Here is a 13,700-nt window from a genome sequence, read left to right as displayed (position 1 = left end):
GGACCGGGGCCGGGGCCGGGGCCGGCAGCAGAGCCGACCGTGTCCTCCGCGGCCTTCTCCGCTTCCTCGGACGTTCCGGACGCGGCTGCCGTCGACCGCTCGCGCTGGGATGCCGAGCCCTCGCTCGCGCTCCGGGCACGGCGCGTCCGGGGGGTGGCCGGCGGGGGTGTCCCGGGCTGTGCCGCGGTGTCGGCGGCCGGGGGCTCGGGGGTGCGCGCGGCCTGTTGGCTCGCGGAGCCCTCGGCCGCCGTGCGGTTCCGGCGCGGCGGCGGGGCGGGACGGCCCTCGCCCTCCGTCCCTGCGGGGGCCGACTGGCTCGCGGAACCCTCCGCCGCCGTACGGGTCCGGCGCAGCGGACGGTCGCCGGGTGCTCGTCCTGCGGCGGGTCCGGCACCGGTGCCGGTGGCCGCCCTGCCCGCACCCCGGGCCGGACGGGACGGGGCCGGCGGGAGCTGGCCCTTCAGGGGACCCCACTCATTGGGGTCGGGGACCCCCGGGGGAAGCATCTGACGGCGCCTGGGACCGCCCTGTTCGGGCTCGCCGGGTTCCTTGGCGCCGGGCCAGGCCTTGGCGACGCGGGCGGCGAGGACGAAGTCCTTGCGCAGGGGGTGGCCCTCGAAGGTGTCCGGCAGGAGCAGGTGGTCGAGTGCCGGGTGGCCGGTGAAGTCGACGCCGAACATCTCGTGCGTCTCGCGTTCGTGCCAGGCGGCCCCCGCGTAGACGCCTACCGCGGAGGGCAGCGTCGGGGCCTCGTGCGGGACGGTCGTACGCAGGAGCAGGCGCCGTACCGGGGAGAGTGCCACGACGTGGGCGGTGACGCGGAAACCCGTGCCGGGCTCGTCGACCGCGCTCAACCAGTCGAAGTAGGTGCAGTCGAGCCGGTCGCGCGCGGTCTCCAGGGCCGGGAGCCAGGAGGCGGGCGGGACGTCGACGGTGAGGACGTCGTACGACTCCTCGGCCGTGGCCTCCGTACCGAACAGCTCCTCGGCGTCGGTGGGGAGCCAGCCGACCGCGGTCATCGGTCCTCCCCCGGGCCCGGCTTCACCGCACCGGGCTCCCCCGGCGCCGGCGGCTTCACCAACCCGCTCTGCAGCGCCGCCGCCGAAGCACCTCGCCCACCGGCCCCGTACCGCTCCCCCAGCGACTCCCGTGCGATCTTCTCCTGGAGTTTCAGGATCCCCTGGAGCAGTGCCTCGGGCCGCGGCGGGCAGCCGGGGACGTAGACGTCGACCGGGATGATCTGGTCGACGCCCTTGGTGACGGAGTAGGAGTCCCAGTACGGTCCGCCGCAGTTGCTGCACGCGCCGAACGAGATGACGTACTTCGGCTCGGGCATCTGCTCGTACAGACGTTTCACCGCGGGTGCCATCTTGTCCGTGACCGTTCCGGAGACGACCATCAGGTCGGCCTGGCGCGGTCCCGGTGCGAAGGGGATGACGCCGAGGCGGATGAAGTCGTGGCGGGCCATCGACGCGGCGATGAACTCGATCGCGCAGCAGGCGAGGCCGAAGTTGAAGACCCAGAGGGAGTAGCGGCGGCCCCAGTTGAGGATCACCTTCATCGGCTCGGGGGCGAGCCGGGCGAGCGCGCCGAGCTTTCCGCTGCCTTCGGCAGGGAGCACGACGGGCTCGGGCAGCAGCACCGGTCCGGGATCCGGGGCCGGGACCGGACCCGCGCCCGACGGGGTGGCGGCGCCCGGTGAGTCGGTGGGAGTCACGTCCATGTCAGGACGCCCTTCTTGTATGCGTACAGCAGGCCGACGGCGAGGAAGCCGAGGAAGATGAACATCTCCACGAGCGTGGTCGCGCCGTAGCCGTCGGCGGCGAAGACGGTCGCCCAGGGGAAGAGGAAGATCGAGTCGACAGCGAAGATCACGTAGAGGAAGGCATAGACGTAGTAGCGGACCTGGGTGTGGGCCCAGCCCTCGCCGACGGGGTCGACTCCGCACTCGTACGTCATGAGCTTCTCCGGTGTGGGGACCACCGGTCGCAGCAGGCGTCCCGCGCCGAAGGCGAAGGCGACGAACAGCACGCCGACGACGGCGAGCAGTCCGACGACCGAGTACGCCTGAAAGTATTCTGCCGCCGCGACCTGGTGCGAAGCGAGCGCGGCAGCCGGATCGCTGCCGGTCATGTCGAAGCCTGCCGGATCGACGCCGGTCGGGTCGAAGCCGGTCGGATCGACGACGGTCGGTTGCCGCACGTCCGCCCCTCGCTGTTCGACGATCTGTACGCACGGGAGTCTAGGCCCTGATAAGTGCCCTGTAAGCAGCCCGTCACCCCTGGCACGGGGGGGTGGGGATTTCCCCAGTGGATATCAGGGGCCCACCTCATGGCGCGGGCCCCCCGGGGCCGTGCACGCTATGACACATGACCGAGCCCTTCCCTTCTCCCGCCGGCCGCCCGCCACCGGCGCGTTTCGCCTATGACCGGCACACCTGGAAGGAGATCGCCCACCTCCTGGCGAACCTTCCGATGTCGCTGGTGGGCTTCACCTACGTCGTGACCGTGCTGTTCCTGGGGCTCGGGCTGACCGTCACGGTGGTCGGGTTCCCGCTGCTCGCGGCCGGTCTGATGGGGACGCGGCTGCTGGGCAGGGGGGAGCGGGCGCGGGCCAGGGCGCTGCTCGGAGTGCGGGTGGAGGAACCGAGCCGGTTGCCGCTGCACGGTGCCGGAGGGTTCCTGCCGCGGCTGTGGATGGCGCTGAAGGACCCGGTGGGCTGGCGCACGGCACTGTACGAGGTGATACGCCTGCCGTGGGGCATCGTCACCTTCACCGTCACGCTGACCTCGCTGTTCGTGCTGTGGCCTGTGCTGCCGTTCATCGCGCGGGGGCTGGCCAACGCGGACCGGGCGATGGTGCGCGGCCTGCTGTCGCCGTCCGACGAACTGGAGCGGCGCATAGCCGAGTTGGAGTCCGATCGGGGGGTCGTGGTCGACACGGCCGCGGCGGATCTGCGGCGGATCGAGCGCGACTTGCACGACGGCGCGCAGGCCCGGCTGGTCAACCTGGCCATGGGGCTGGGCCTGGCCAAGGAGAAGCTGCTGGAGGATCCCGACGCGGCGGCGTCGATGGTCGAGGAGGCGCACGGCGAGGTGAAACTGGCGTTGCAGGAGCTGCGGGACCTGGCGCGCGGCATCCACCCGGCCGTGCTGACCGACCGCGGTCTCGACGCAGCGCTCTCGTCGGTCGCCTCGCGCTGCACGGTGCCGGTGAGGGTGACGGTGGATCTCACCGAGCGGCCGGCCGCGGCCATCGAGGGCATCGCCTACTTCACCGTCTCCGAGCTGCTGCAGAACGTCAGCAAGCACAGTGCGGCGCGTACGGCCTCGGTCGAGGTGTGGCGTTCGGAGGGCCGCCTGCTCATCCAGGTGGAGGACGACGGCCACGGCGGCGCGAGCCTGGACGGCGGTACGGGGATGCGGGGTCTCGCGGACCGGCTGGGCGCGGTCGACGGTCTGTTCGTCGTGGAGTCGCCGGAGGGCGGGCCGACGACGGTGACGGCGGAGCTGCCGTGGCGGGACCGTTCCGGCGCCCTCGCCGAGGACACGCGTACGCCCACGCCCATGCCCACGCAGGACTCCGTACGGCCGACCACGTAACGAGCCCGACGCAGCCGCGCCCGCCTCGCGCGCCCCACACGGCCGCGCCCCACACAGCCGCGCCCCCCACGGCCACGCCTGACGCACCCCTGCGCGCACAGCCGTCCACCCCGGTCGGAGGTAGGGAAAACCCCCCGTCCAAGACTGCGACGTACTCCATGGTCCACCGGCCTGCTGCGGAGGAGTCTGGAGATACGACAGCACAGCCGCCGGACGAGGAGAAGGACGACGTCGATGGCCACCGAGTACGGACAGGGCTACGGGCTCTACAGCACGCCCACCGGGCACCCCGGGAGGACCGGTGAGCGGCGGCACCGGGTGCCGGCCGTGCTGCGGGCACCGGTCGAGGGACGAACCTGGCGCGAGCTGGTGTACGTCCTGCTGAGTCTGCCGATCAGCATTCTGCTCTTCACCTACGCGGTCACGATGGTGTCGCTGGGGGCCGGTCTGCTGGTGACGTTCCTCGGCGTACCGGTGCTGGCCGCCGGGCTCGCCGGATGCCGCGGGTTCGGGGCGCTGGAGCGGATGCGGGCGCGGGGGCTGCTGGGCCTGGACGTGGCCGAGCCGGAGCCGCTGCGGATGAAGCGCCAGGGGTTCGTGGCCTGGATGGGGGCGGTGCTGAAGAGCGGTGCCTCGTGGCGGTCGCTGCTGTACGCGGTGCTGCACCTGCCGTGGGCGGTGCTCGCCTTCACCGTCTCGGTGACCGTCTGGTCGATCGGCTGGTCGCTGCTGACGTACCCCCTGTGGTTCTGGGTGTTCCCGATGTACGCCGGTCAGGGCGGGATACAGCTGTACGGCGACGGGCAGCACCAGATCTACCTGGACAACCCGTTCGAGATCACGGTGACCGTGCTGATCGGACTGCTGTTCACCCTCGCCACGCCGTGGATCGTGCGGGCGCTGACCATGGTGGACCGGCTGCTGGTGCACGGGCTGCTCGGGCCGTCGCGGCTGGCGACGCGGGTGGTCGAGCTGGAGTCCGACCGGGGCGCCGTGGTGGACACGGCAGCGGCGGACCTGCGGCGCATCGAGCGCGATCTGCACGACGGGGCGCAGGCCCGGCTGGTGGCGCTGGCCATGGACCTGGGGCTGGCGAAGGAGAAGCTGAGGGAGGACCCGCGGGCCGCGGCGCACATGGTCGACGAGGCGCACGGCGAGGTGAAGACGGCACTGCAGGAGCTGCGGGACCTGGCGCGCGGCATCCACCCGGCCGTGCTGACCGACCGGGGTCTCGACGCAGCGCTCTCGTCGGTGGCCTCCCGGTGCACGGTCCCGGTGCAGGTCGAGGTGGATCTGACGGAGCGCCCGGCGCCGGCGATCGAGGGCATCGCCTACTTCACGGTCTCGGAGCTGCTGCAGAACATCAGCAAGCATGCGCGGGCGACCCGGGCGACCGTGGAGGTGTGGCGGACGGAGAACCGGCTGATGGTGCAGGTCGAGGACGACGGCGTGGGCGGCGCCGACGTGTCCGAGGGTTCCGGACTCGCCGGTCTCGCGGAGCGGCTGGACGCGGTGGACGGAATCCTGGTGGTCGACTCACCGGCCGGCGGCCCGACCCGGGTGACGGCGGAACTGCCCTGGCGGGCGGAGCAGATGCGGTGACCGGGTGAGCGCGCCGGTGGATGAACAGACCGGCGGTCGGTACACCAGCAGGCCGGCCGACCGGCGGGTGAGCGAGTGAGCGGCGGCTGACGACGCGGAAGCGACCGACAGGTGTGCGGGTACGGGCGGTGGGCCCGTACCCGCACACACTCCTGTGCCGGGAAACGCCCCTGCCCTGTGCCAGGGCAGGGCCCTGCGACCGGTGCGGGCCCCTGCCCGCGAAGACTTCTCTCCTGTGCCCCTCCGCATCCCCCACCGGATGCTGGGATGCTGGTCCCGTCAGCCGGGCCCGCCGCACGGGCGGGCGCGGAGGAGGGGCATGGGGGCCGAGGAATCATGGAGGACAAGGTGCGCGTGGTCATCGCCGAGGATTCAGTGCTGCTGCGGGAGGGCCTGACCCGGCTGCTGACCGACCGGGGGCTCGATGTCGTGGCGGGGGTCGGCGACGGCGACGCGCTGATCAAGACGATCACCGAGCTGAACGATCAAGGGGAGCTGCCGGACGTCGTGGTGGCCGACGTCCGGATGCCGCCGACGCACACCGACGAGGGGGTGCGGGCCGCCGTCCAGCTGCGCAAGACGCATCCGGGTGTCGGGGTGCTGGTGCTGTCGCAGTACGTGGAGGAGCGCTATGCCACGGAACTGCTCGCCGGTTCCAGCAGGGGCATCGGCTACCTGCTCAAGGACCGGGTGGCCGAGGTGCGGGAGTTCGTGGACGCGGTGGTGCGCGTGGCCGAGGGCGGTACGGCACTGGACCCCGAGGTGGTGGCGCAGTTGCTCGGCCGCAGCCGCAAGCAGGACGTTCTCGCGGGACTCACCCCGCGTGAGCGGGAGGTTCTGGGACTGATGGCCGAGGGACGGACGAACTCGGCGATCGCCCGGCAGCTGGTGGTGAGCGACGGAGCCGTGGAGAAACACGTCAGCAACATCTTCCTGAAGCTGGGGCTCTCCCCGAGCAACGGCGATCACCGCCGGGTGCTCGCGGTCCTCACCTACCTCAACTCCTGAACCTCTGCCTGCATACCCGTCTCCCCTGCCCTCCGGCCCCTGCGTTCCTGCTCCCCCTGCGCACCTGCGCCGGAACCCCTGCCCCACCTTCGGGTGACGCCGGCACGCCCCGGCTGACATCGGCACGCCCCGGCCGAACCGCCGGCGGGCGGGAGGCGTCCTGGAGGGCAGGAGCCGGTGGGTCGGCGACCAGGGGGGAATCCGGGCAGGAGGTGGGACACGTCGGTGCTCCGGATGTCGTGCCGGCGTCGCGCGGGACGTCGCGAAGTCGTGTCCAAGATGCGAATGACCCGAGGAAGGCGACCCTTACGGACGTAGGGTTGATCCAGGGACGGCCCGAGGGAGGGCCGGTCCCGGACAGCCGCCCTCGAGGAGGTCCAGTTCAGTGACCAACCAGGTCAGCAGCCCAGCGGAGCAGGCCGACGGAACAGTCCTAGGAGAGCAGCGCAAAGCGGCGGGTGGAAAGGACGTCCGCCGTCTGGACCGGGTGATCATCAGGTTCGCGGGAGACTCGGGTGACGGTATGCAGCTCACCGGTGACCGCTTCACCTCGGAGACGGCCTCCTTCGGCAACGACCTGTCGACCCTGCCGAACTTCCCCGCCGAGATCCGTGCCCCGGCCGGCACCCTGCCGGGTGTCTCGTCCTTCCAGCTCCACTTCGCCGACCACGACATCCTCACCCCCGGTGACGCGCCGAACGTGCTGGTGGCGATGAACCCGGCCGCCCTGAAGGCGAACATCGGGGATCTGCCTCGCGGTGCGGAGATCATCGTCAACACGGACGAGTTCACCAAGCGGGCGCTGCAGAAGGTCGGCTACGCGAGCAACCCCTTGGAGGACGGCTCGCTCGACGGCTACAGCCTCCATCCGGTGCCGCTGACGACGCTGACGATCGAAGCGCTGAAGGAGTTCGACCTCACCCGCAAGGAGGCCGAGCGCAGCAAGAACATGTTCGCGCTCGGCCTGCTGAGCTGGATGTACCACCGGCCGACCGAGGGCACGGAGAAGTTCCTGACCTCGAAGTTCGCCAAGAAGCCGGACATCGCGGCGGCCAACATCGCCGCGTACCGCGCGGGCTGGAACTTCGGGGAGACGACGGAGGACTTCGCCGTCTCCTACGAAGTGGCTCCGGCCACCACGGCGTTCCCGCCGGGCTTGTACCGCAACATCTCCGGCAACCTGGCCCTGGCGTACGGGCTGATCGCGGCGTCCCGGCAGGCGGACCTGCCGCTGTTCCTGGGGTCGTACCCGATCACACCGGCGTCGGACATCCTGCACGAACTGAGCCGGCACAAGAACTTCGGTGTGCGGACCTTCCAGGCCGAGGACGAGATCGCCGGCATCGGCGCCGCGCTGGGGGCGGCCTTCGGCGGTTCGCTGGCCGTGACGACGACATCGGGTCCGGGGGTGGCGCTGAAGTCCGAGACGATCGGTCTCGCGGTGTCGCTGGAGCTGCCGCTGCTGATCGTGGACATCCAGCGCGGCGGCCCGTCCACGGGCCTGCCCACCAAGACCGAGCAGGCGGACCTGCTCCAGGCGATGTACGGGCGCAACGGCGAGGCGCCGGTCCCGGTGGTCGCGCCGCGCACGTCGGCCGACTGCTTCGACGCGGCTCTCGAGGCGGCCCGGATCGCGCTCACGTACCGGACGCCGGTGTTCCTGCTCTCCGACGGCTATCTGGCCAACGGCAGCGAGCCGTGGCGCATCCCGGACCCGGAGGAACTGCCCGATCTGAGAGTGCGGTTCGCGCAGGGGCCCAACCACACGATGGACGACGGCACCGAGGTGTTCTGGCCGTACCAGCGGGACCCGCGGACGCTGGCCCGGCCGTGGGCGATCCCGGGCACCCCGGGTCTGGAGCACCGGATCGGCGGCATCGAGAAGCAGGACGGCACGGGCAACATCTCGTACGACCCGGCCAACCACGACTTCATGGTGCGCACCCGGCAGGCGAAGATCGACGGCGTCGACGTCCCCGACCTGGAGGTCGACGACGCGGACGGCGACGCCAGGGTGCTCGTGCTCGGCTGGGGGTCCACCTACGGGCCCATCACCGCGGCCGTACGGCGCATCAGGGGCGCAGGGGGCGCGATCGCGCAGGCCCATCTGCGCCACATCAACCCCTTCCCGCGGAATCTGGGGGAGGTCCTGAAGCGTTACGAGAAAGTGGTCGTACCGGAGATGAACCTCGGCCAGCTCGCCACCCTGATCCGGGCGAAGTACCTGGTCGACGCCCACTCCTACAACCAGGTCAACGGCATGCCGTTCAAGGCGGAGCAGCTTGCCGAGGTCCTGAAGGAGGCCATCGATGACTGAGACACTGGCAGACGGCCCGTCCTCCCTCGGCGACTCCCCCCGCGGGCACTCCTCCCACGAGGACTCCTCCCACGGGGACTCCCCGTTCGGCGACGCGCTCGCCCTGGTGCCCAAGGCCGAGGCCAAGCAGTCGATGAAGGACTTCAAGTCCGACCAGGAGGTGCGCTGGTGCCCCGGCTGCGGCGACTACGCCGTCCTGGCCGCCGTGCAGGGCTTCATGCCCCAGCTCGGGCTGGCGAAGGAGAACATCGTCTTCGTCTCCGGCATCGGCTGTTCGTCCCGCTTCCCGTACTACATGAACACCTACGGGATGCATTCCATCCACGGCCGCGCCCCCGCGATCGCGACGGGCCTGGCGGCGTCCCGGCGGGACCTGAGCGTGTGGGTCGTCACCGGTGACGGGGACGCGTTGTCCATCGGCGGCAACCATCTGATCCACGCGCTGCGCCGTAACGTCAATCTGAAGATCCTGCTGTTCAACAACCGGATCTACGGCCTGACCAAGGGCCAGTACTCGCCGACCTCCGAGATCGGCAAGATCACCAAGTCGACTCCGGCGGGTTCGCTGGACGCGCCCTTCAACCCGGTGTCGCTGGCGATCGGCGCGGAGGCGTCCTTCGTGGCCCGTACGGTCGACTCGGACCGCAAGCATCTGACCGAGGTGCTGCGGCAGGCCGCCGCCCATCCGGGCACCGCCCTGATCGAGATCTACCAGAACTGCAACATCTTCAACGACGGCGCCTTCGAGGTCCTCAAGGACCGGCAGCAGGCCGAGGATGCGGTGATCCGGCTGGAGCACGGCAGCCCGATCCGCTTCGGAACGGACCGTGCGAAGGGCGTCGTCCGGAACCGGACCACCGGGGATCTGGAGGTGGTCGCGGTGACGCCGGAGAACGAGGCGGAGATCGTGGTCCACGACGCGCACTCGGCGTCCCCGACCACCGCGTTCGCGCTGTCCCGGCTCGCCGATCCGGACACCCTGCACCACACCCCGATCGGTGTCTTCCGCTCCGTGGACCGTCCGGTCTACGACACGCTGATGGCGGAGCAGTTGGACACCGCCGTCGAGCAGCACGGCAAGGGCGAACTCGGCGCGCTGCTGGCGGGCACCGACACCTGGACGGTCGTCGGCTGAGCAGCCACCGTTGTACGGCCGCCCGAGGTGCAACCGCTCCGGGGACGACCGCACGCGGAACGCCCCGCACGAGGCCCGGACGCTTCAGAGCGTCCGGGCCTCGTGGTCTGCCCGCAGGGTTTCGGCGTGCGTTCGCCGGGCTTCGTCGTACGCCTGGCGGGCGGCCAGTACGCCGTCCATGCGCCGCTCGGTCCACAAGGCCAGCGCGCGCACCTGTTCGGCGGCCTCGCGCCCCAGGTCGGTGAGGGAGTAGTCGACGCGCGGCGGGATCACCGGTTTGGCGTCACGGTGGACGAGGCCGTCGCGCTCCAGCGTCTGGAGGGTCTGGGTGAGCATCTTCTCGCTGACCCTGCCGATCGCCCGGCGCAGCTCGCTGAAGCGGTGGGGCCGCTCCAGGAGCCGGATCAGCACGAGCACGCCCCAGCGGCTCGTCACATGCTCCAGGACCAAGCGGTGCGGGCACATCGCCTCCCGCTCGCTCAGCAGAGGCCTGGGAACGGGCGCCCGGGACGCGAACACACCCTCGCTTACCGTCACGCCAGTACCTTACTTCAAAGTGGGTACTTACAAAAAGTTAGCGTAAGTCGTAGCGTTGATGCCATCGCACCCCCACAAGGAGTTCTGAGCATGAGCATCGTCGTCACCGGAGCCACCGGAAACCTCGGCCGCCACGTCGTGGAGCAGTTGCTGGAGAAGGTTCCGGCCGAGCAGGTCACCGCCGTCGTGCGCAGCCCGGAGAAGGCCGCCGATCTGGCGGAGCGCGGTGTCCGGCTCGCGGTCGCCGACTACAACGCTCCCGAGACCCTCGACGGCGTGTTCGCGGCGGGCGACAAGGTACTGCTGATCTCGGGCAGCGAGGTCGGCGCGGACCGGGTGGGACAGCACACGGCCGTCATCGACGCCGCGAAGGCCGCCGGTGTCGCCCTGCTCGCCTACACCAGCGCCCCCAAGGCGCTGACCGCCGCGCTCGCCGACGACCACCGCGGCACCGAGAAGGCTCTGCTGGATTCCGGCGTGCCGTACGTCCTGCTGCGCAACGGCTGGTACCACGAGGTCTACACCGAGAACCTCGCCCCGGTGCTGGAGCACAACGCGGTCGTCGCCGCCGCCGGTGAGGGTCGTATCTCCTCCGCCGCGCGCGCCGACTACGCCGCGGCCGCCGTCGCGGTACTCACCGGCGAGGGCCACGAGAACAAGACGTACGAGCTGGGTGGCGACGAGGCGTGGAGCCTCGCCGAGTACGCGGCCGAGCTGAGCCGGCAGACCGGCAAGGAGATCGCCTACCGGCAGGTCACGGTCGAGGAGCTCACCGGCATCCTGACCGGTGCCGGACTGCCCGAGCCCGTGGCCGCCGTCTTCGCCGGCGTGGACGTCTCCATCGAGAAGGGTGAGCTGGTCGTCACCAGTGGCGACCTGGCCCGTCTGGCCGGCCGCCCGACCACCCCGCTCGCGGACGCCGTCACCGCCGCCCTGAAGGGCTGACCTCCCCGCAGGCCTGCGGCCCGGACGCCCCCGCATGTCATGACCGTATTCCGATACGGGCATGACATGCGGGGGCGTCCGGCGTTACCGTCGTCCGGGCGGGCGTCGGGCGTCGTTCGCAGCAGGGCACGCGCCGGGTGCGTCGGACGCGTCGAGTACGTCCGGTGCACCAGGTGAGAGGGAGGGCCCGTGACCGAGAAGTCGGCCGGCGAGCGGCGCAAGGGACTGCTGAACGGCTTCGCGGCGTACGGCATGTGGGGACTCGTCCCCCTCTTCTGGCCCCTGCTCAAGCCCGCGGGGGCCGTGGAGATCCTGGCCCACCGGATGGTCTGGTCGCTGCTCTTCGTGGGCGCCGCCCTGCTCTTCATACGCCGCTGGGCCTGGCTCGGGGAACTGCTGCGGCAACCCCGCCGACTGGCCCTGGTCACGGTCGCCGCGGCGGTCATCACCGTGAACTGGGGCGTCTACATCTGGTCGGTGAACTCCGGACACGTCGTCGAGGCCTCCCTCGGCTACTTCATCAACCCGCTGGTCACCATCGCCATCGGCGTGCTGCTGCTCAAGGAACGGCTGCGCCCCGTGCAGTGGACGGCGGTCGGGGTCGGTTTCGCCGCGGTGGTCGTCCTCACTGTCGGCTACGGCCGCCCGCCGTGGATCTCCCTCTGCCTCGCCTTCTCCTTCGCCGTCTACGGGCTGGTGAAGAAGAAGGTCGACCTCGGCGGTATCGAGTCGCTGGCCGCCGAGACGGCCATCCAGTTCCTGCCCGCACTCGGCTATCTGCTGTGGCTGAGCAGCCAGGGCGATTCCACGTTCGGCGCCGAGGGCGCGGGACACGCGGCGCTGCTCGCCGCCACCGGGATCGTCACCGCGCTCCCCCTGGTCTGCTTCGGTGCCGCCGCGATCCGTGTGCCGCTGTCCACGATGGGGCTGCTCCAGTATCTGGCCCCGGTGTTCCAGTTCCTGCTCGGCATCCTCTACTTCAAGGAGGCCATGCCGCCCGAGCGCTGGGCCGGATTCGCACTGGTGTGGCTGGCGCTCATGCTGCTGACCTGGGACGCGCTGCGCACCGCCCGCCGTACCGCCCGCGCGCTCGCCAGGGAGCGGGCGAAGGTGGCGGCGGCAGCAGCGACCGGCACGGCGGCCGGCCCGGTGGACCCCTCGGTCGTGGCGAACCCGGTGGTCCTGGCGAACCCGTTGGACGCGGTGGACGCGGTGGATGCAGGGGACTCGGTGGATGCGCCGAAGGTCGGGCCTTAACGCTTCCCAGCGCGTTGAATGGCTCCATGACGCAGCCACCGACATCACCCACGCCCGGCCCGTCCGAGACCGCCGACCCTCCTGTCGCTGCCGTCGCCCCCCTCCACTGGAAGCTCGTCATCGACGCGGCCGATCCCCACGCACAGGCCGACTTCTGGGCTGCCGCCCTCGGGTACACGGTCGAGGACAACAGCCCGCTCATCGAGAAACTGCTCGGTCTGGGCGCCGTGACGGCCGACCTCACCGTCGAGCACCACGGCCGTCGCGCCTTCCGGGACCTGATCGCGGTGCGGCACCCCGACGACCCGCACGAGGAGGAGAGCGGCACGGGTCTGGGACGGCGGCTGCTCTTCCAGCGGGTGCCGGAGGCGAAGACCGTCAAGAACCGGCTCCACCTCGACCTGCACCCCGGTGAGGGGCGCCGCGAGGAGGAGGTGCGGCGGCTGGAGCGGCTCGGCGCGAGGGTGCTCCGGCACGTGCGGGAACCGTCCGGTTCATGGAGCGTGATGACGGACCCGGAAGGCAACGAGTACTGCGTGCACTGACGCACTCACCCGTGCTGGGCGCGGGCGCGGTCGGTCAGGCGGCCCATGCGGGCGCGGGCGGACTCCAGTTCCTCGATCTCGTCGGCGGCCGGACCGTCCTCGGTGGCAAGCGCGGTCCACAGCTCGATCAGGTCGCGTCCCAGCTCCAGCCCGCGCAGCGGGTCGCGCACCGCGCGCCAAGCGGTGGCCGCGCTGCGGACGTTGCCGTAGGCGGCCTCCGCGTCGCCCGCCCGGCGGTGGATCCCGGCGAGCTCGAGGGAGACCCGGAAGGCGTGCAGCGGCTCGTCGCCCAGATAGGCGATGTACGCGGTCAGCTCACGCAGCCGGAGGACCTCGGGGTGCTCGGGCCCCAGAGTCTGCGAGGCCTCGGTCACCGTCTCCCCGGCCAGTCGCGCCGCCGTGTCGATCCGGCCCGCCCGGACGGCGTCGTTGATCCGGCCCATGGGCTCCGCCAGATGGGTCCCGCCCGGGACGGCCGACGGCTCGTCGGCGAGCACCGCCTCCGCCACGGCGTCGAAGCCGCGGGGCGGGGTCGGCTTGGAATCGAGGTCGGTGCCGGTGCCGTGCACGGCCTCCGGACGCGGCGCGGGCGTCCGGGGACGAACGGCTTTCGGCGCCGGGTCGGCCGTCGCGGGCAGGGGGCTCGGTATCCGGTCGGCCGGAGGGAGGGGAGACGCCGAGGGCCTCGGGGGCGCCGGCGGGGTCCAGGAGCGGCCGTCGGCCTCGGGGGCGGGGTGCGGCCGCGCGTCCAT

The 13,700-nt window shown here is 71.4% G+C and carries 12 protein-coding genes and 1 pseudogene; 8 read left to right on the top strand and 5 right to left on the bottom strand.

What is annotated here, in order from left to right; all coding sequences use genetic code 11:
- The 3 genes from AOK11_RS34740 to AOK11_RS34730 all read right to left on the bottom strand — a co-directional run.
- On the bottom strand, positions 1–1,019 hold a 1,019-nt coding region (locus AOK11_RS34740; protein WP_079035271.1), incomplete at its 3' end, for an NADH-quinone oxidoreductase subunit C.
- Entirely contained in the window at positions 1,016–1,723 is a 708-nt protein-coding gene (locus AOK11_RS34735) for an NADH-quinone oxidoreductase subunit B (protein WP_055597637.1), read from the bottom strand. The genes AOK11_RS34740 and AOK11_RS34735, both read right to left, overlap by 4 nt.
- Positions 1,714–2,133 (bottom strand): NADH-quinone oxidoreductase subunit A, encoded by a 420-nt coding sequence (locus AOK11_RS34730; RefSeq protein WP_055597641.1) that lies wholly within the window; start codon positions 2,131–2,133, stop codon positions 1,714–1,716. Before AOK11_RS34730 ends, AOK11_RS34735 begins: the two co-directional genes overlap by 10 nt.
- A gap of 236 nt (positions 2,134–2,369) precedes the next feature.
- On the opposite strand from AOK11_RS34730, the gene AOK11_RS34725 reads away from it, so the two are divergent.
- The 5 genes from AOK11_RS34725 (at position 2,370) to AOK11_RS34705 (ending at position 9,664) form a co-directional block, all read left to right on the top strand.
- Positions 2,370–3,602 carry a sensor histidine kinase gene (locus tag AOK11_RS34725; RefSeq protein WP_055597636.1) on the top strand — a complete coding sequence of 411 codons (1,233 nt, stop codon included), beginning with the start codon at positions 2,370–2,372 and terminating at the stop codon, positions 3,600–3,602.
- A 234-nt stretch (positions 3,603–3,836) separates the two neighbouring features.
- Entirely contained in the window at positions 3,837–5,204 is a 1,368-nt protein-coding gene (locus tag AOK11_RS34720) for a sensor histidine kinase (RefSeq protein WP_055597635.1), read from the top strand.
- A gap of 336 nt (positions 5,205–5,540) precedes the next feature.
- Entirely contained in the window at positions 5,541–6,212 is a 672-nt protein-coding gene (locus tag AOK11_RS34715; RefSeq protein ID WP_055597634.1) for a response regulator transcription factor, read from the top strand.
- A gap of 385 nt (positions 6,213–6,597) precedes the next feature.
- Positions 6,598–8,529 (top strand): 2-oxoacid:acceptor oxidoreductase subunit alpha, encoded by a 1,932-nt coding sequence (locus AOK11_RS34710; protein ID WP_055597633.1) that lies wholly within the window; start codon positions 6,598–6,600, stop codon positions 8,527–8,529.
- A gap of 133 nt (positions 8,530–8,662) precedes the next feature.
- Positions 8,663–9,664, top strand: a complete 1,002-nt coding sequence (locus tag AOK11_RS34705; protein ID WP_055597640.1) for a 2-oxoacid:ferredoxin oxidoreductase subunit beta — start codon at positions 8,663–8,665, stop codon at positions 9,662–9,664.
- Between the two features lie 84 nt (positions 9,665–9,748).
- Here AOK11_RS34705 and AOK11_RS34700 read toward each other — a convergent pair whose 3' ends face one another.
- Positions 9,749–10,129 carry a winged helix-turn-helix transcriptional regulator gene (locus AOK11_RS34700; protein ID WP_055597632.1) on the bottom strand — a complete coding sequence of 127 codons (381 nt, stop codon included), beginning with the start codon at positions 10,127–10,129 and terminating at the stop codon, positions 9,749–9,751.
- A gap of 162 nt (positions 10,130–10,291) precedes the next feature.
- On the opposite strand from AOK11_RS34700, the gene AOK11_RS34695 reads away from it, so the two are divergent.
- From AOK11_RS34695 to AOK11_RS34685, 3 genes are all read left to right on the top strand, one after another.
- Entirely contained in the window at positions 10,292–11,146 is an 855-nt protein-coding gene (locus AOK11_RS34695; RefSeq protein ID WP_055597631.1) for an SDR family oxidoreductase, read from the top strand.
- Positions 11,147–11,335: 189 nt separating this feature from the next.
- Entirely contained in the window at positions 11,336–12,403 is a 1,068-nt protein-coding gene (gene rarD, locus AOK11_RS34690) for an EamA family transporter RarD (protein WP_079035269.1), read from the top strand.
- A gap of 26 nt (positions 12,404–12,429) precedes the next feature.
- Positions 12,430–12,948, top strand: coding sequence for a VOC family protein (locus AOK11_RS34685; RefSeq protein ID WP_157869514.1), 519 nt, complete (start codon positions 12,430–12,432; stop codon positions 12,946–12,948).
- Positions 12,949–12,953: 5 nt separating this feature from the next.
- Here the strand turns inward: AOK11_RS34685 and AOK11_RS34680 are convergent.
- Positions 12,954–13,700, bottom strand: a pseudogene (locus AOK11_RS34680) (tetratricopeptide repeat protein); the annotation flags it as partial.

This window comes from Streptomyces hirsutus (assembly GCF_001418415.1).
In the GTDB taxonomy this organism is placed as follows: Bacteria; Actinomycetota; Actinomycetes; order Streptomycetales; family Streptomycetaceae; genus Streptomyces; species Streptomyces hirsutus.
Note: the sequence above shows the minus strand (reverse complement) of the source record. Positions and strands in the feature narration are given on the sequence as shown.

Bases quoted from the DNA above. Each gene is read 5' to 3' on its own strand.
- AOK11_RS34735 (WP_055597637.1), bottom strand. From the start codon at position 1,723: ATGGACGTGACTCCCACCGACTCACCGGGCGCCGCCACCCCGTCGGGC.
- AOK11_RS34730 (WP_055597641.1), bottom strand. From the start codon at position 2,133: ATGACCGGCAGCGATCCGGCTGCCGCGCTCGCTTCGCACCAGGTCGCG.
- AOK11_RS34725 (WP_055597636.1), top strand. From the start codon at position 2,370: ATGACCGAGCCCTTCCCTTCTCCCGCCGGCCGCCCGCCACCGGCGCGT.
- AOK11_RS34720 (WP_055597635.1), top strand. From the start codon at position 3,837: ATGGCCACCGAGTACGGACAGGGCTACGGGCTCTACAGCACGCCCACC.
- AOK11_RS34715 (WP_055597634.1), top strand. From the start codon at position 5,541: ATGGAGGACAAGGTGCGCGTGGTCATCGCCGAGGATTCAGTGCTGCTG.
- AOK11_RS34705 (WP_055597640.1), top strand. From the start codon at position 8,663: ATGAAGGACTTCAAGTCCGACCAGGAGGTGCGCTGGTGCCCCGGCTGC.
- AOK11_RS34700 (WP_055597632.1), bottom strand. From the start codon at position 10,129: ATGTGCCCGCACCGCTTGGTCCTGGAGCATGTGACGAGCCGCTGGGGC.
- AOK11_RS34695 (WP_055597631.1), top strand. From the start codon at position 10,292: ATGAGCATCGTCGTCACCGGAGCCACCGGAAACCTCGGCCGCCACGTC.
- AOK11_RS34685 (WP_157869514.1), top strand. From the start codon at position 12,430: ATGACGCAGCCACCGACATCACCCACGCCCGGCCCGTCCGAGACCGCC.